Raw genomic sequence first — 16,899 nt, forward strand, 5'->3', positions numbered from 1 at the left:
GCTTCCTCACCCTGGAGACACCGTGCCGAACCTCGTCACCGACCTGATGATCACCCTGGCCTACGGCGCCGTCGGGGTGGTGCTCATGGGGATCGGGTACGTCCTTGTCGACCTGGCTACGCCGGGCCGGCTCAACGAGCTGATCTGGGTCGACCGGAACCGCAACGCCGCTGTGCTACTCGCCTCCAACCTGGCCAGCGTCGGCATCATCGTGGTCGCCTCGATCATGGCGAGCGAGGACGACTTCGCCCGCGGGATCATTGGCAGCGCGGCGTACGGCGTACTCGGCCTGGTGATCATGGCTGGGGCGTTCCTGCTGCTGGACGTGGCCACGCCGGGCAAGCTCGGGGAGATCCTGGTGGATCCGCAGCCGCATCCGGCGGTCTGGGTCTCCGCCACGGTGCACCTCGCCACCGGCGCGGTCATCGCGGCCGCCATCAGCTGATGCGCGGGTCGTACGTGGCCGGCCGGGCCGCCCTCGTCATGGTGGGCACGGCGACCGCCGTGTTCGGCTTCGCCGGTCCGGCGAGGGCCGAACCGGTGCCGCCGCCGACCCTGCCCGAACGGACCGACACCGTCGCGGTGCTGGACCGCTCGGCACAGAGCCAAAACATCTGCTTCGGCTGGCGGCTCGCCGACCGGTACCGGGACCGGGAGGTGAGCGTCGGGTCGAACCTGGGCGACGGGGTGCCGGTGGACAGCGACCCGCAGCGCTGCCCACGCTGGATCGAGGTCGCCGGCACGGTCGTCTATACCTCGGAGAGCAGTGAGAGCGAGGACTACGCGAGCCTGTCGGTCGAGTCCTCCGCCGGCCTGGACGCCTTCGGCATGGAGGCCGACCTGGGGCGGTTCGGCCTCGACGAGAAGGCGTTCGTGGACGATCCGGGCTGGGCGATCTGCCGGGCCGCCACCATCCTCCCGCTGCTGGCGGTCGAGCGGGAACTGGCCAGCCCGGCGCCGGTGATCACCGCCGAACCGGCCGCCGCGGTGACCCCGCTGGCCGACGCGGGCAGCGACATGTGGCGGGACCGCTGGGGTTACTTCGCCGGAGCGCTCGGTCTGCTGCTGGTGACCGGACTGCTGGTGGCTATCGGGCTGGTTCAGCGGCGCAAGGAGCACAACCGGGACGCCGAGGCGCAGCGCCGGCTCGCGGCCCGGCAGCGACGGCAGCAGCGGACCGCGAAGGACTTCGCCCCCGGCCCCCGGACCGGCCGACGTACCGGGGATGGCGGGTGAGCGTCGCGACGCCGACCCACCCGCGCTGGCGACTGGCCCGCGCGGGTGTCCTGCTCGCGGTCTTCGTCTGCGCCGCCTGCGGCCTGGTGTACGAACTGGCGCTGGTGGCGCTCGGCAGCTACCTGATCGGTGACACGGTCGGGCAGGCGTCGATCGTGCTGGGCGTGATGGTTTTCGCGATGGGCCTCGGGGCGTTGGCCGCCAAGCCGTTGCAGTCCCGCGCGGCCGCCGCGTTCGCCGCCGTCGAGTTGGTCCTCGCGCTGCTCGGCGGGTTGTCGGTGCTGCTGCTCTACGCCGCGTTCGCCTGGCTCAACCTGTACGCACCGGCGCTGGTGGTGACCGCCTTCGTGCTCGGCCTGTTGATCGGTGCGGAGATCCCGCTGCTGATGGTGCTTTTGCAACGGATCAGGGAACAGGCCGCCGGCAGCGCGGTGGCTGACCTGTTCGCCGCCGACTACGTGGGCGCGCTGCTCGGCGGGTTGGCCTTCCCGTTCCTGCTGATTCCGGTGTTCGGTCAGCTCAGGGGTGCCCTGGTGGTGGGGGCGGTGAACGCGCTCGCCGGGGTGGTCCTGGTCTTCACCGTTTTCCGGAAGGACCTCGGCCGGCGGTCCCGGATCGTGCTCACCGCCGGGTCCGCCGTGGTGGCGCTCTGTCTCGGGTACGCGTACGCCATGGCACACGACTTCGAGGTGACCTCGCGGCAGCAGCTCTACCGGGACCCGGTGGTGTACGCGGAACGCAGCCGTTACCAGGAGATCGTGTTGACCCGGTCGGCGTCGGTGGCCGGCCGGCCCGGCACCGACCTGCGGCTGTTCCTCAACGGCGACCTGCAGTTCAGTTCCGTCGACGAGTACCGCTACCACGAGGCGCTGGTCCACCCGGCGCTCGCCGGTGCCCGCTCGTCGGTGCTGGTTCTGGGGGCCGGTGACGGGCTGGCCGTGCGGGAACTGCTGCGTTACCCCGACGTACGGCGGGTCACCGTGGTCGACCTGGATCCGGCGGTGGTGGCGTTGGCCCGCCGGGAGCCGCAGTTGCGACAGCTCAACGCGCACGCCTTCGACGATCCCCGGGTCCGGGTGGTGAACGCGGACGCGTTCGGCTGGCTGCGCACCGCCGCCGAGCGGTTCGACGCGGTCGTGGCCGACCTGCCGGACCCGGACGAGACGGCCACCGCCAAGCTCTACACCGTCGAGTTCTACGAGCTGATCCGGTCGGTGCTGGGCGACGAGGGCCGGCTGGTGGTGCAGTCCGGCTCGCCGTACTTCGCCCCCCGGTCGTTCTGGTCGATCGAGGCGTCCGTGCGGGCGGCCGGGTTCGCGACCACTCCGTACCACGTCGATGTGCCGTCTTTCGGCGACTGGGGGTTCGTGTTGGCGGCGCCGGGCGGCACCGCTCCCGAGCTGAGGCTGCCCGAGGAGCATCCGGCGACCCGCTTCCTCGATGGCGACACGCTGCGGATGGCGGCCGTCTTCCCCGCGGACCGGCGCCGGCTGGACGTGCCAGCGTCCACCCTGCTGCACCCCCGGGTGTTGGAGTTCTCCCGGGCCGAGTGGCGGGACTACTGACCGCGCCGCGGTGCGGGCGAAACACGGCCTGGTCCGGCGGGTCGTTCCTGTTTCACCCCGATCGCTGGCAGGGTATCGATACCCTGTTTCGTGGCTCTAGGAAAGGAGCGTTCGTGTCGGATCCGAGCAATCCGGTCGCACCGACGGCCGGGGCACGTCCGAGCAGCGTCACGATCTCCAGCTATCTGCTGTACGCGGTCGCCGCACTGCAGGTGATCAACGCCATCATCGGACTCGCCTACCTTGGCAAGGTCCAGGACGCCTACCGTGATCTCTACGCGGGCACCAGCGTGGAGGGCGCGGAGACGGCGACGGCGATCGGCGCCATTGCCGGCACCGTCGTCCTCCTGCTCATCGCCATCGGCCTCGTCGTGCTGGCGGTGCTCAACAACCGGGGCAAGAACGCTTCCCGGATCACCACCTGGGTGGTCGGTGGCATCGGAGCCTGCTGCCTCGGCTTCGGCCTTCTCGGCACGGCCCTGAGCAACTCGATGGGCAACGCGGGCGGCGACGCGCCGAGCGCCGCCGAGATCCAGCAGCGGCTCGACGAGGTGCTCCCCGGCTGGTACGGCCCGGTCACCAACACGTTGACGACGCTCGCCCTGCTCGCGCTGCTTGCGGCGCTGATCCTGCTGGCCCTGCCGGCGTCCAACCAGTTCTTCCGCAAGCCGCAGCCGGGTCACGGGGAGCCACCGGTGCCGGGTGGCACCTACCCCGGCTACCCGCAGGGCGGCGGTGGCGCGCCGGAGCCGGGCTACCCGTCCGCCCCCGGCTACCCGTCCACCCCCGGGCAGCCGACGGCCCACCCGCAGGAGCCGGGCCCGCGGACGGACCGGGACGACAAGCCGCCGTCGACCCCACCGGCCGGCTGAGTCGTACCGGCACGACGTCCGATCCCCCCGGGTAGGTTGCTCACAACACAACTCCCGGGGGGATCGTCGTGTCTCAGGCAGGAGGAGATTCGATGTCGGACGCTCCGCCGCACCGGCCCGCGGCCGTGACCGGCGCGGCCGCGATGCTGGTGCTGATGGCGACGGTCGGCCTGGCGCACGCGGTGCTCGGCCTGGCGATCCTGTCGGGCACGGTCGACCGGTTCCGCGCGGCCACCGCCAGCACCGCCGCCAGCCGGTCGGAGCTTGGCACGGTGGTGTTCCTGATGCGCGGCGCCGCGGCCCTCGCCACGCTGATCGGGGTGGGCGTCGCGGTGCTTCTGGTGCTGCTGGCCCTGGGATTGATCCGGGGGACGCCGGGCGCCCGGGTCGCGACCTGGGTGGTCTGCGGGCTCGGCACGCTGCTCGGCTGCGGAGCGCTCACCGTGACGGTGCTGCAACGGACGGTGCCGATGGAGTTCGGCCCCGACGAACTGGCCACGGAACAACTGGTCACAGCCGCGGGAAGCGCCTATCCGGACTGGTGGGCCGGCCTGGGCGCGACCCTTTCGGTGGCTCAGGGCCTCGGCTACCTTGTGGTGGCCGGACTGCTCGCGTTGCCGCCGGCGGCCGCCTTCTTCCGCCGGCGCGGGGGTGACGACCACACCCGAGCGCGACCCCCTGTTCCGGCCGTCCCGTCGTAGACCAGCGAGGTGAGGACCGCCCGTGTCAGCCCCTGACGTGCCCAGCTCTGAACGATCGTCGCGTCGCGCCGGGGCGGCCCTCGTCACCGGGGCCACCTCCGGTATCGGTGCCGCCTTCGCCCGCCGTCTCGCCGCCGACGGATGGCGCCTGGTGCTGGTGGCGCGGGACGCCGAACGGTTGGCGGTGGTCGCCGCCGAGCTGCGCGAGCGGCACGGTACGCCGGTGGACGTGCTGCCCGCGGACCTGTCCACCGAGGCCGGCACAGGACAGGTCGAGGATCGGCTCCGGTCCGCCGACGAACCCGTGGACCTGTTGGTGAACAACGCCGGGATCAGCTTGAACCGGCCGTTCCTGCGCTCCTCCGCGGACGATGAGGCCCGGCTGCTCAGGCTCAACGTGTTGGCTGTCCTGCGCTTGACGCACGCGGCCCTGCCCGGGATGACCGAACGCCGGCGTGGGGCAGTGATAAATGTCTCTTCGGTTGCCGGGTTCGGGGCGGTTATGCCGGGGTCGACCTACTCGGCGAGCAAAGCGTGGGTAACCAACTCCAGCGAATCCGTCGGCCAGTCGGTGCGTCCGTTCGGCGTACGGGTGATGGCGCTGTGTCCCGGCTACACGCGGACCGAGTTCCACGACCGGGCTGGCATCAACATGTCCAAGACGCCCCGCTGGCTCTGGCTGCGGGCCGACGACGTGGTCGCCGAGGGCCTACGTGACCTGCACAAAGGCAAGCTTGTCAGCGTCCCTGACTGGAAGTACAAGCTTGCCGTGTTCGGCCTGCGGCACACGCCCCGAGGTGTGCTGCACGGCGTGGCCCGAGACACCCGCGGCCGGATCGGGCGGGACGCGGGATAACCCCGCCACCGGGTCGGGCACCCCTGCGGGGTCGGGCAGACATCGATGCCGTCGGTTCCCTCCGAGAGCGACGGCCCGGGCCACTCAACTAACTCTCAGGCACGCGCAGTACGATCTTCGACCATGGGCGACCGTGACGACCTGCGAAAATTCATCACCGACTTGGCCGTGGTCCATGGACGAGTGGTGTTGTCGTCAGGTCGCGAGGCCGACTGGTACGTCGATCTGCGACGGGTGACGCTGCACCACGCGGCGGCACCTCTGGTGGGTCGGGTGATGTCGGACCTCACCAAGGACTGGGACTACACGGCCGTCGGCGGGTTGACCCTCGGCGCCGATCCGATCGCCGCCGCGATGTTGCACGCGGGGGCGGACCGGCGGCCGGTGGACGCGTTCGTGGTCCGCAAGACCGACAAGACGCACGGCCTGCAACGACGGATCGAGGGTCCGGACGTCGTCGGCCGTCGGGTGTTGGCGGTCGAGGACACCTCGACGACGGGCAGCAGCGTGCTGTCCGCGGTCGAGGCATTACGTGGAGTCGGAGCCGAGGTGGTGGGTGTGGCGGTTATCGTCGATCGAGGGGCGGGAGAGGCGGTACGCGCCGCCGGACTGCCGTATCGGGCCGCCTATACGTTGGCTGACCTCGGCCTACCGGCTTAAAAGTTTACCGATTCGGATCTGCTGATATGCAGGCGGGTCGATGCTGTTGGTGGAAGGATGGAATACGTGGGAACTGCGTTGGCCGAAATGACTATGCCTCAGATCTCGCCGCTCGCCGGCGAGCCGATCGAACGTGCCGACGCCGAGCGACTGGCGGGAGTGCTCAAGGCACTCGCCGACCCGGCTCGGCTGCGGCTGCTCAGCCTCATCCAGTCGGCCCCCGAGGGCGAGGCGTGCGTGTGTGACCTCACCGCGCCGCTGGGCCTCTCCCAGCCGACGGTGAGCCACCACCTCCGCATCCTCACCGAAGCGGGCCTGCTCGAGCGGGAAAAGCGTGGTGTGTGGGCCTACTACCGGCTGGTGCCGACGGCGATCGCGACGATCGCCGATCTGCTCACCCCGCCGCGCAAGCGCGCCACCAAGAAGGCTCGCTGACCCGACCGGCCGCCCGGTGCCCCTCCCGGTGGAGGGGCACCGCACGGCCGGCGCGAGTCGTCGTACCCGGCGGCGTGCCGATCAGGCGCTGACCCGATCGGTGTGCCCGTGCGCGGTGCGATGGGTCAGTGCGCCTTGGTGAACACCCTCAGTGCTGGCCGTAGTGCTGCCGCGTCTCGCGGATCGCCTGTTCCGCCGCGGCGCGCTCCTCGGGAGTGGTCCCCCGTTTCGCGGCCATGCGCGCGCGGAGCAACTCGATCGCGATCGGCACCACCGAAATCGCCACGATCGCGATCAGGATCATTTCGATGTTCGCCTTGACGAACGGGATCTGGCCGAGGAAGTAACCAAGAACGGTCACGCCGGTGCCCCAGAGGATGCCGCCGATCACGTTGTAGGTGACGAAGGTCCGGTAGCGCATGCCGCTGACGCCCGCGACGATCGGCGTGAAGGTCCGCACGATCGGTACGAACCGCGCCAGCACGATTGATCGGGCACCGTACTTCTCGAAGAACTCGTGTGCCTTGATCACGTTCTCCTGCTTGAACAGGCGCGAGTTCGGGCGCCGGAACAACGCCGGCCCCACCTTCTTGCCGAAGGCGTACCCGACCTGGTCACCGGCGATCGCCGCGATGGTGATCAGCAGGCAGACCAGCCACAGCGGGTAGGTGATGTATTTCCCGTCCGCGGTGAGCAGCCCTGCGGTGAACAGCAGCGAGTCGCCCGGCAGGAAGAAGCCGATCAGCAGGCCGGATTCGGCGAAAACGATGGCCAGGATGCCCAGCAGGCCGAATGTCGAGATCAGCCACTCCGGTTCCAGCCAGTCCGGACCGAGGGCGAGGGTGATGGTGGGCGACGACAAGAGGTGACCTCCGAGGCTCTGCCGCTAGTGTCGGATCGGTACCCGCCGACATCGGCACGCCGGACAGTCTAGGACCGCTTCCGACACCGCGGCGCCCGACGGCCGAAACCGGGCGCGATCATGCCCCTGAGCGGGGATCCGAGTCCGCGACATCGCCCGCCGCCCGCCGCAGCCGACGACGCTCGACCATGATCATCGTTATGACCAGGGACATGCCCACGATGACGAGCAGTGCCACGATCGGCACGTTGCCGCCCGGCGCCTGGAGGGCTCGGTCGTCAGTCTGCCAAGGCCACAGGGCACGCAGACTGCCGACAATCACACCGGTCATCACCGCCAGAGTCATCCGCCGGTGTCGGTCGAGCAGCCACTGCAACGTCTTGACGAAGAGTGCCAGCCCGATGACCATGCCGGCGGCGAAGATCGCCAGGTAGCCGAAGTCCCGGTCGTTGACGGCGCTGATCGTCGGCTCGTAGAGGCCCAGGGTGAGCAGCAGGAACGATCCGGAAACTCCCGGCAGCGCCAGAGCGCATACCGCCAGGGCGGCGGCGAGCAACACGACCACTGGCTTCGGTGTCACCGAAGCCGGGGGCAGGCCGGTCAACACGAAGGCTCCCACCGCGGCGGCGAGCGAAGCGGCAACCTCGCCACCCCGCCACCGCCTGCCGACCATCGCGATCGGCACCAGGATCGAGGCGAGCACCAGCCCGAAGAACAACCCCCGGGTCTGCTGCGGGTAGTCGTGCAGCATCGGCTCCAGCAGTCGCGCCGCCAGCAGCAGGCCCGGCACCATGCCGAGGACGAGGGGAATCAGCACCACCCAGTGCGCTTGGCGCAGTTCATGCGTGACCCGCGTCCAGCCGCGCCCCCGCAGCCCGTCCGAGGCGGTGAACCGAACCGCATTCACCAGGTGACCGGCAGACTCGATGAGCCGCTCGTACACACCGGTGACCAGGGCGATGGTGCCGCCGCTGATCCCGGGTACGGCTTCGGCCACGCCGATGGCCGTCCCCCGGAAGACATGGCCGATGCGCTCGCCTGCTGCCATACGTAAGGTCCAATCATTGAGTCGGTCTGGCCCCGCGGACCCGCCGGGCGTCGGCCACGGCCCACCAGGCTACCCGCGGCCGGATCGGCCGCCGCCGAGCCGGCGCGCGTCCGGCGGGGATCCGCCGCGTCCGAAACCGGCCGACCCGGAGCGGCCCGCTGCCGCCGAACCGGCCGCGTCCGGCGCCCACGGCCACGGCCAGTCAGAGCCGCGGGTCGACCGGCTCCGACTCACAGGCCAGGATCGCGAAGACCAGTTCGTGCCGCCGCCACAGCGGCGCGCCCTCGGTCAGTCCGTCCAGCGCCGCCAGGCCCAGCCCGTGTTCGCGCAGCGCGAGACCGCGCTTGCGTCCCAGCGACCTGCCACGGAGCGCGGCGAGCTGGTCGGGCCGGTCGTACTCGGGACCGTAGATGATCCGCAGGTAGTCCCGGCCCCGACACTTGATGCCCGGCTGCACCAACCGGCCATTCCCGTCGGTCGCGGCCAGGCCGGCGTACGGCTTGACCACCATGCCCTCGCCGCCGGCCGCGGTCAGCGCCAGCCACCACTCGGTCGCGTCCGTCACCGCACCGGAGTCGGCGAGATCCACCACCCGCCGGTCGGTCCGGGTGATGAACTCGGGGTCGGCCTCTCGCAGCCGGTCGGCCAGCGCGAGATGCCAACCGTGATCCCGACCGGTGTGTGCCGCCCCCGCGCTGGCCAGCACCGCGAACGGCGCAAGCGTCACCCCGGTCAGCCCGTCCGTCGGCCGAACGTACGCCCGGTACGCCACGGCATACCGGGCCAGATCGTCGGCGCGTCGGGTCATCCGGTCCCGAAGCTCGGCCACCGGCAACCCACGGTCCGCGGCTGCGGACAGGGCGGCCAGCGCGGCCGGCAACGCGGCGCCCCCGGCGGCGGCCACCGGGGCGTACTGCTCGCGGATCAGTCCGGTCGCCTTGGCCGACCAGGGCAGCAGTTCACAGTCCAGCAGCAGCCAGTCGGTGTTCAACTCGGTCCACAGGCCCGCGCGGTCGATGGCTGATCGCACCCGGTCCACAAGCGCGGACCCCAGCGGCTCGGCGAACACCGGCCGGCCGGTCCGGGTGTACGCCACGCCACCGCCCGCGCCGAACCTCGCGTCGGCGGAATCCCGGCACACGAGCAGCACGGCGCGGGAGCCCATGTGCTTCTCCTCGCACACCACCCGATCCACCCCGGCCGCCCGGTAGTCGGCGAACGCGTCGGCCGGGTGCTCCAGGAAGCCGTCCACGGTCGCCGTCGAACACGGCGCCATCGTCGGCGGCAGCCACACCAGCCGGTGCGGGTCGACCGCGAACCGGCTCATCACCTCCAGGGCGGCCGCGGCGTTCTCGGCCGGCACGGTCAGCCGGCCGTACCGGTGCTCGACGTGCCGGCGGCCCGTGACATCCGCGAGGTCCAGCACGTCCGCCGGGCGCTCGGGCGCCGGCACGACGAGCGGCCGGGCCGGCGGGTAGTACTCCTTCGCGGCCGGCACCGACACCAGGTCCCGTTCCGGGTAACGCAGGGCGGTCAACGAGCCGCCGAAAACGCAGCCGGTGTCGATGCAGATGGTGTTGTTGACCCACTCGGGTGTCGGCGTCGGGGTGTGCCCGTAGACCACGGTGGCCGAACCACGATAGTCACGGGCCCACGGGTAGCGGACCGGAAGGCCGTACTCGTCGGTCTCACCGGTCGTCTCGCCGTACAACGCGAAGGCCCGGACCCGTCCGGACGCCCGCCCCTGGTATGCCTCCTTCAGCCCGGCGTGGGCCACCACCAGCCGGCCACCGTCCAGCACGTAGTGGCTGACCAGGCCGTCGATGAACGTCTCCACCCCGGCGACGAACTCCGGTGGCTCGGTCGCCAACTGGGCCAGCGTCTCGGCCAGGCCGTGGGACACCGTGACCTTGCGGCCGCGCAGCTTGCGTACCAGCTTCTGCTCGTGGTTGCCCGGCACGCAGAGCGCGGTGCCGGCGGCGACCATGCCCATCACCAGGCGCAGCACCCCCGGCGAGTCCGGGCCGCGGTCCACCAGGTCGCCCACGAAGATCGCGGTACGCCCCAGCGGGTGCGTCGCGTTGACCGGCCTGCCGGTGGCGTCCCGGTGCACCGTCCAGCCCAGCCGTTCTAGCAGCGCCTCCAGTTCGGCCCGGCAGCCGTGCACGTCACCGACGATGTCGAACGGGCCGGTCAGCTCCTTGCGGTCGTTGAACAGCCGCTCGTAGTGGATCTCGGTCGCGTCGATCTCGGCGGGGCCGCGCAGCACGTGCACCTTGCGGAAGCCCTCACGGGCCAGCCCGGACAGCGACCGGCGCAGGTCGCGGTGCATCCGGTGCAGAACCTGCCGGCCGAACGGACGGTCGGCGCGGGCCTCGGTCCGCTCCCAGCACAGCGGCTCGGGCACGTCCAGCACGACCGCGACCGGCAGCACGTCGTGCTCCCGGGCCACCGCGACCAGGCCGGCCCGGGCGTGCGACTGGAGATTCGTCGCGTCGACCACCGTCAGCCGGCCGGCCCGCAGCCGCTTGCCGGCGACGTAGTGCAGCACGTCGAAGGCGTCGGCGGAGGCCGACTGGTCGTTCTCGTCGTCGGCGACCATCGCCCGGAACGCGTCCGAGGAGAGCACCTGGCTGGGCCGGAAGTGCCGCCGGGCGAATGTGGACTTACCCGACCCGGAGATGCCGACGAGGGCCACCAGCGCCAGCTCCGGAATGTCGATCCGCATTATGAGCCCCCTTTCGTTCGCGACTGCGGGGCTCGCAAACCCGGCTCACTCCTCGCGCTCACGGTGAGCCCCCTTCCCGGATGAACGTGGCGAGCTGGGTGGAGCAGCCGACCTCGGGATCCTCGTCGCCGACACCGGACCGGGTTACCCGGTAGCCGTGTGCGTCGGCCACCCGGTCGGTCCACGCCGCGAACTCGGCGCGGGTCCACTCGAACCGGTGATCCGAGTGGCGCAGCCGCCCCGCGGGCAGACCCTCGTACCGGACGTTGTACTCCACGTTGGGGGTCGTCACGATCACCGTTCCCGGTCGGGCGTGACCGAAGACCGCGTCCTCCAGCGCCGGTAGCCGCTCCGCGTCCAGGTGTTCCACCACCTCCATGAGCACCGCGGCGTCGTACCCCCGGAGGCGGTCGTCGCGGTAGGTGAGCGCCGACTGCCACAGCTTGATCCGGTCCCGCTGGCGCTGCGGCAACCGGTCCAGGCGAAGCCGGCGCTCGGCCATGGCGAGCGCGCCGACGGACACGTCGGTGCCGACGATCTCGGTGTGCCGCCGCTCGGCGACCAGGTCGACCAGCAGCGCGCCGCCGCCGCAGCCCAGATCCAGCACGCGGCTCGCCCCGACCCGGGCCAACTCGGCGAGTACGGCTCGCCGGCGGTGCACCGCGAGCGGCTGCCGGCGCACCGCCTCCGGCAGTTGAGCGTCCTCGTCGCCCGGTCGCTCTCCGGCAGCCGGATCCGGGTCGACGGAGTCCGGATCGGCCGCGTCGTCGGCTAGCCGCAGCTCGGCCAGCCGGCGCTCGTCGAGCTGGGCCAGCGCCCTCCCGGCGAGGGCCCGGCGGTGCACCAGGTATCGCCGGGCGATCAGGCCACGCTGTGGATGGCTGGCCAGCCATCCCTCACCGGCCCGCAACAGCTTGTCGATCTCGTCGGGGGCCACCCAGTAGTGCTTCGCGTCGTCAAGCACCGGCAGCAGCACGTACACCTGATTGAGGGCGTCGGCGAGCCGGATGACGCCGCGCAGGGTCAGGTCGACGTACCGGCTGTCCCCCCAGTCCGGTCGCCGCTCGTCGAGGGGGACCGGCGTCGCGGTCACCGTCCAGCCGAGCGGTCCGAACAGCGACTCGGCCAGGGCCGAGCCACCGCGGCAGCGCAGCGCGGGAACCTGGATCTCCAGGGGGATGGTCGCCGCGACCAGCTCCGGCCGGTCCCTGGACGCGCCGCGCAGCGCCGATCGGAACACCTTGGACAGCGCGGAGGCGAGCAGGCTGGAGGCCGCGTACGGGCGGTCGTTGACGTACCGGCCGAGGGTGAAGTCGGCCGGGGTGGTCCGCCGGTTACGGCCGCCGGCCAGCCGTCGCGGGTCCACGTCGAGCAGCAGGGCGGCCGTGCAGCGGTCCGCCGCCGCCTCCGGGTAGAAGACGTGCGCGGTGCCGGTCGGCACGTCGAACGTGTGCACCCGGTCGGGGTGCTTCACCAGCAGGTAGCCAAGGTCGGTGGCCGGCCGGTGGGTGGTGGTGACGGTGAGCAGCACCTGATCATGATGGCAGCAACCGCGGGTCCCGCGCCGCCCGGTTTGGCCGGACGACAACGCCGGAGGGGCCCCTTATCGACGCATAGCGATGATAAGAGGCCCCTCCGGGCGATCCATCCGCCGTGGATCAGGCCACGAACCGGGTACGCCGACGGCGGGCCAGCACGAATCCGGCGGCCCCGGCGGCGAGCAGCACAACGCCCACCCCCACGACGACGCCGGTGGACGAGCCGGTGATGGGCAGGGTGCCGCCCCCACCCGAACCGCCGTCGTCGGTCGGGTTCACCAGGAGTTGGGCGACGTCGTTGGTCCGGTTCGGGTCCCCGTCGAACCGCCCGTCACAGTCGCACCTGGCGTTGGCCCTGACCTGGCCGGTCGCGTCGGGCACGACGGTGTCGATCCGCAGCTTGAAGTCGATCGTCTCGACCTGACCCACCCCCAGGTACGGACCGGAGCCGCAGAAGTAGGTGGGGACGCTCGGCTTACCGGCCAGGTCCCAGGCGCTGTCACCCGGCCTCAGCAGGTAGCAGTTCTCCGGCGCCGCCGTCACGGAGGTACCGGCCGGCACGCTGACCGTGTAGTAGGTGGCCGGCAGGGCGGCGTCCAGGGCAGCGGGACCGTTGTTGCCGACGCCGACCTTCGCGGTGACCACGTCACCCGCCTTGCCGGTCACGGCGGTCCCGATGGCGTACAGGTCGGCGGGGTTCTTCCCGGTCACCGTGACCATCATGTATCCCCAGTTGTTGTACGGCTCGGTGTCCGCCTGGAACGAGGCCCGGGCGCGGGCGGCGGCCAACGTCAGCGTCCCGCCGGTGCCCGGCTTGCCGAAAGTGTAGCCCCGGCTCCTGGAGTAAGCCTCGTAGTCCTCGAACTCCGCAAGCGTGAACAGGCCATGCTGCCCGTAGACCTCACCCGGCGCGAGGGTGTCCGCCCGCAGCCGGTAGGGCAGTGCGGCGCTGTACGCGGCACCCGGTGCCAACTCCTGGTCGAAGCGGCAGGAGCGCAGCACGTTGTCCTCGTAGGTGCAGTTGCTGTACTGCTGACCGGCCTCGACGGCGTGTTCGGCGTGGAAGACGACGACCAGACCCTGCACGGTGGTGGTGCCGGCGTTTACCACGTTGACCGGAGACGTGAACGCCTTCCCAGGCGTCGCGCTCGACTCGTACCACTCGGCTTCGTCCCCGGTCTGACCGGTGGAGAGGTCGACGCCCTCGCCGACGCGGACCTTCGCCCGGTGACTGACCGTCGCGTAGCCCGCGGAGCCGAAGGTCACGGTGATGGTGCCGGTGTCGCCGTCCTTCGCCGTGTCCTTCGGCGTGATGAACAGCGGCGCGAGCCCGATGGCCCCCCACTCGTCCAGGTTGGTCGGATCGTCGATGGAGCAGCGGATGATCTTCCCTGTCGTGGTGCAATCCCCGGAGTCGTCGGCCTTAGCGCTGACCGTCGACGGCAAGTCGCCGAGGTCGTACGTCACAGTGATTCCGTTCAGCACGACCGGCTTCGAGGCCGACAGGATCGGAAACTCGATCCTGCCCTCCGACTTCTCGGCGATGGTCGTGTCCCGCAGGTAGACGCCGAGCTTGGCGTCGTCGTCCGCCAGGGCGGGCGAAGCGGTGGCGGCGACGAGTGCGCCGACGGCACCGACCACGCCAAGTCCGGCGAGCAGCCGCCGGACAGGCTTGATCCGCATGAGGTCCTCCCCGTGAAAGTGGTACAGCCAGCGGAGCCTAAGCGGTCATTGATCAGCGGATGTTCCCCCAGAGGTCGGATCGGTCACGAAGGGCCGGTCCGGTGCTGGGATCCACCCGAACGGATGATCGGGTAGAACGACGCAGTGATTCGGCGGTCCCGATCCGTCAACACCATCGTGGACCGGCGGAGGTGTCGATGACGTACGAGGAGTTCGCCGACGCGCGACTCGGCGCGCTGGTGCGGTATGCCGTGCTGCTGACCGGCGATCCGCACCTCGCGGAGGATCTGGTGCAGGAAACCATGGTGCGGGTCCAGCTGAACTGGCGTCGGGTGCGCCGTGCGGACTCGCCCGAGCGGTACGTCCGACGGATGTTGACCAATCAGTACATCGACTGGCGTCGCGGCTCGTGGTTCCGCCGGGTGTTGCTGCGCGGCGAATCGGACGACCGGCCCGCGCCGGCCATCGACCACGCGCAGGCCACCGCCGACCGGGACGATGTCTGGTCCCGCCTGGCCACGCTTCCGCGCCGCCAGCGCGCCGCCCTCGTCCTGCGGTTCTACGAGGACCTGCCGGACGGCGAGATCGCCGAGGTGCTCGGCTGCGCCGTCGGCACCGTCCGGTCCGCCATCTCCCGGGCCCTGGCCACCCTTCGCGCCGAACTGGTGGAGACACGATGATCGAGGACGAGATCCGGGCGGCGTTCGCCCGGCACGTACACCTGGCACCACCGACCGGTCCGCTGCGGTCGGCCATCGACCGGCTGGCCCGGCGGCGTCGCCGGCGCCGGCTCGCCGTTGCCTCGACCGGCACGGTGCTGGCTGTGCTGGCCGCCGTGGCGCTACCGGTGCTGGGTCGGGACGTGGCGGTCGGGCCGCCACCGATCCCCGGCGCGTCGCCAGCGGTCCCCGCGGGACCGACAAACCTCCTGCTGCTCGGTCTCGATGACCACGGTGCCGGGGCCGGCCATCGGACCGACCTGGTGCTGCTGGCCCATATACCGGCCGACCGCGGCCGGGTGTTCCTGATCGCGCTGCCCCGCGACCTCGTGGTCGAGATCCCTGGCCGGGGGACCGACCGGCTCAACGCGGCGTTCATGATGGGCAGCGCGCGACCCGGGGGCCGACCTGACCTGACCGCCGGGGCCCGGCTCACCGCACGCACCGTGGCCGACCTCACCGGCGTCGCGCCCACCGGCACGGTGGTCGTCACCTATCAGGGGCTGCAAGCCGTCACCGACGCCGCCGGCGGGGTCCGGATGTGCCTCCCCCAGCGGACGCCCTCGACACACACCGGGCGGGTGTTCCCGGCCGGCTGCCAGCGGTTGGACGGCGCGGCCGTCCGGGACCTGCTGCGCCAGCGGTACGGGTTGCGTGAGGGCGCCTTCGACCGGGACCGGAACGCGCAGCGGTTCCTCGCCGCGCTGGCGGATCAGGTGCGAGAATCCGGAACGAATCCCGCCCGGCTGTCCGCCCTGCTGCGGGCGGCCGAGAGGGGAATCGTGGCCGACCGCGTGGCGCTCACCGACCTGCTGCCGCTGCTTCCGCAACTCGCCAACGCCGAGGTCACCGGCATCGGCTGGTCGCTGGACGAGTCCTGGGATACGCGTGCCACGCCCTCCGGCGTCAGCCTCGATCCGGAATCCAGCCGGTCCCTGTTCGACGCGTTGCGCCGGGACGACCTGACCCACTGGGTCCGGACGCATCCGGACCAGGTCACCGACCTGGGCTAGGTCCTGGCTCGCCCGTCGGATCCGCCAGCTGAACTGAGGGGCCGCTCAGCGGTCGTAATCGTCGTCGTCCGGCCCGATGATGCGGGCCTGCTCCATCGCGTCCCAGTCGTCGACCTCCAGGCCGCGGCGCACGTCGGTCTCCTCGACGTACGGGTCGGCGGCCGTCGCCTGCTCCACCGCGTCGCTCTCCGGAGCCTCCGGGTCGCGCTCGTCGTGGGCGAGGTGGTCGCCTGGCGTGAAGTCCTCGTCGGGCTGGGTCATCCCGCCTCCTAACCTCCGATCCGGCCTGCCACTACCACCGTACGGGCTGGCGTACCTGCCCGCCGACCGACTCTCCTGCCCAGTCGGCACCTGTCGAAACCGCTGATGTTCCGCGATTTGGCCGGTCAGGGTTGGTATCGAGATGCCAAGATGGCAGCGTGGCGTTCGTCATCCGGCTCGCGATCACGGCGGTTGCGCTGTGGATCGCCACCCTGATCGTGTCCGGCATCGACGTCACCGCCCGGACGACCGGTGGCGAGGTGGCGACGGTGCTGGTCGTGGCACTGATCTTCGGGATCGTCAACGCGGTGCTGAAGCCGATCATCCGGGTGGTCGGCTGCGTCTTCTACCTGCTCACCCTCGGCCTGTTCGCGCTGGTCGTCAACGCGCTGCTGTTTATGTTGACGGGCTGGATCGCCGAACGGACCGGCCTGCCGTTCGCCGTCGACGGGTTCTGGCCGGCGTTCTGGGGGGCCATCATCGTGGCGGTGGTCAGCTGGGTGATCAGCCTGGTGGTGCCGGAGCCCGACTGACCGGGGTCCGGACCGGGTCCGGACCCGCGCCGGACCCGCGCGGATCGGTGCCGGTCGCCGGGCCCGGCCCCGGTCAGGTCGGTTGTGCCGGAGCCGACCGGCTACGGGATACTGCCCGGACATGACAGCGCGGTCAGGCGCCCACACCGGAGACAGCGGCCCACGGGGGCCGAGAGCGGTTCAGTAAGG

At 71.2% G+C, this 16,899-nt stretch carries 17 protein-coding genes; 11 read left to right on the forward strand and 6 right to left on the reverse strand.

Features of this window, described 5'->3' with window-relative positions; all coding sequences use genetic code 11:
• Window positions 1–22 precede the first annotated feature (22 nt).
• The 8 genes from ACFQUZ_RS08190 to ACFQUZ_RS08225 all read left to right on the forward strand — a co-directional run bounded on the left by ACFQUZ_RS08190 (window position 23) and on the right by ACFQUZ_RS08225 (window position 6,325).
• On the forward strand, window positions 23–445 hold the full coding sequence (locus ACFQUZ_RS08190) for a DUF350 domain-containing protein (RefSeq protein ID WP_377439611.1): 423 nt from the start codon (window positions 23–25) through the stop codon (window positions 443–445).
• Window positions 445–1,236: a hypothetical protein gene (locus tag ACFQUZ_RS08195; protein ID WP_377439612.1), complete on the forward strand. Its 792-nt coding sequence runs from the start codon at window positions 445–447 to the stop codon at window positions 1,234–1,236. The genes ACFQUZ_RS08190 and ACFQUZ_RS08195 overlap by 1 nt, the downstream gene beginning before the upstream one ends.
• Complete coding sequence (locus ACFQUZ_RS08200) at window positions 1,233–2,801, forward strand: polyamine aminopropyltransferase (RefSeq protein WP_377439614.1); 1,569 nt, start codon at window positions 1,233–1,235, stop codon at window positions 2,799–2,801. Before ACFQUZ_RS08195 ends, ACFQUZ_RS08200 begins: the two co-directional genes overlap by 4 nt.
• A gap of 113 nt (window positions 2,802–2,914) precedes the next feature.
• Window positions 2,915–3,673: a hypothetical protein gene (locus ACFQUZ_RS08205; RefSeq protein ID WP_377439617.1), complete on the forward strand. Its 759-nt coding sequence runs from the start codon at window positions 2,915–2,917 to the stop codon at window positions 3,671–3,673.
• A gap of 92 nt (window positions 3,674–3,765) precedes the next feature.
• Window positions 3,766–4,374: a hypothetical protein gene (locus tag ACFQUZ_RS08210; protein ID WP_377439620.1), complete on the forward strand. Its 609-nt coding sequence runs from the start codon at window positions 3,766–3,768 to the stop codon at window positions 4,372–4,374.
• Window positions 4,375–4,411: 37 nt separating this feature from the next.
• Window positions 4,412–5,230 carry an SDR family NAD(P)-dependent oxidoreductase gene (locus tag ACFQUZ_RS08215; RefSeq protein WP_377440066.1) on the forward strand — a complete coding sequence of 273 codons (819 nt, stop codon included), beginning with the start codon at window positions 4,412–4,414 and terminating at the stop codon, window positions 5,228–5,230.
• Window positions 5,231–5,353: 123 nt separating this feature from the next.
• Complete coding sequence (locus ACFQUZ_RS08220) at window positions 5,354–5,890, forward strand: orotate phosphoribosyltransferase (protein WP_377439622.1); 537 nt, start codon at window positions 5,354–5,356, stop codon at window positions 5,888–5,890.
• A gap of 57 nt (window positions 5,891–5,947) precedes the next feature.
• Window positions 5,948–6,325, forward strand: coding sequence for a helix-turn-helix transcriptional regulator (locus ACFQUZ_RS08225; protein WP_007073957.1), 378 nt, complete (start codon window positions 5,948–5,950; stop codon window positions 6,323–6,325).
• A gap of 148 nt (window positions 6,326–6,473) precedes the next feature.
• Here ACFQUZ_RS08225 and ACFQUZ_RS08230 read toward each other — a convergent pair whose 3' ends face one another.
• From ACFQUZ_RS08230 to ACFQUZ_RS08250, 5 genes are all read right to left on the reverse strand, one after another.
• Window positions 6,474–7,187 (reverse strand): DedA family protein, encoded by a 714-nt coding sequence (locus ACFQUZ_RS08230; RefSeq protein ID WP_377439624.1) that lies wholly within the window; start codon window positions 7,185–7,187, stop codon window positions 6,474–6,476.
• A 118-nt stretch (window positions 7,188–7,305) separates the two neighbouring features.
• A complete protein-coding gene (locus ACFQUZ_RS08235; protein WP_377439627.1) occupies window positions 7,306–8,235 on the reverse strand; it encodes a DUF368 domain-containing protein in 930 nt (309 codons plus the stop codon).
• Window positions 8,236–8,437: 202 nt separating this feature from the next.
• Window positions 8,438–10,963 carry a polynucleotide kinase-phosphatase gene (locus ACFQUZ_RS08240; protein WP_377439629.1) on the reverse strand — a complete coding sequence of 842 codons (2,526 nt, stop codon included), beginning with the start codon at window positions 10,961–10,963 and terminating at the stop codon, window positions 8,438–8,440.
• Between the two features lie 58 nt (window positions 10,964–11,021).
• Window positions 11,022–12,494, reverse strand: a complete 1,473-nt coding sequence (locus ACFQUZ_RS08245) for a 3' terminal RNA ribose 2'-O-methyltransferase Hen1 (RefSeq protein WP_377439631.1) — start codon at window positions 12,492–12,494, stop codon at window positions 11,022–11,024.
• Between the two features lie 127 nt (window positions 12,495–12,621).
• Complete coding sequence (locus ACFQUZ_RS08250; RefSeq protein WP_377439634.1) at window positions 12,622–14,184, reverse strand: LPXTG cell wall anchor domain-containing protein; 1,563 nt, start codon at window positions 14,182–14,184, stop codon at window positions 12,622–12,624.
• A 197-nt stretch (window positions 14,185–14,381) separates the two neighbouring features.
• On the opposite strand from ACFQUZ_RS08250, the gene ACFQUZ_RS08255 reads away from it, so the two are divergent.
• Together ACFQUZ_RS08255 and ACFQUZ_RS08260 are read left to right on the forward strand one after the other, a co-directional pair.
• Complete coding sequence (locus ACFQUZ_RS08255; RefSeq protein ID WP_377439636.1) at window positions 14,382–14,864, forward strand: SigE family RNA polymerase sigma factor; 483 nt, start codon at window positions 14,382–14,384, stop codon at window positions 14,862–14,864.
• Window positions 14,861–15,916, forward strand: a complete 1,056-nt coding sequence (locus ACFQUZ_RS08260) for an LCP family protein (RefSeq protein WP_377439639.1) — start codon at window positions 14,861–14,863, stop codon at window positions 15,914–15,916. The genes ACFQUZ_RS08255 and ACFQUZ_RS08260 overlap by 4 nt, the downstream gene beginning before the upstream one ends.
• Window positions 15,917–15,961: 45 nt before the next feature.
• Here ACFQUZ_RS08260 and ACFQUZ_RS08265 read toward each other — a convergent pair whose 3' ends face one another.
• Window positions 15,962–16,177 carry a hypothetical protein gene (locus tag ACFQUZ_RS08265; protein ID WP_377439642.1) on the reverse strand — a complete coding sequence of 72 codons (216 nt, stop codon included), beginning with the start codon at window positions 16,175–16,177 and terminating at the stop codon, window positions 15,962–15,964.
• A 158-nt stretch (window positions 16,178–16,335) separates the two neighbouring features.
• Here ACFQUZ_RS08265 and ACFQUZ_RS08270 point away from each other — a divergent pair, with 158 nt between their 5' ends.
• On the forward strand, window positions 16,336–16,710 hold the full coding sequence (locus ACFQUZ_RS08270; RefSeq protein ID WP_377439643.1) for a phage holin family protein: 375 nt from the start codon (window positions 16,336–16,338) through the stop codon (window positions 16,708–16,710).
• The last annotated feature ends 189 nt before the right edge of the window (window positions 16,711–16,899 follow it).

Source organism: Plantactinospora sp. GCM10030261 (genome assembly GCF_042666615.1).
GTDB lineage: Bacteria > Actinomycetota > Actinomycetes > Mycobacteriales > Micromonosporaceae > KBS50.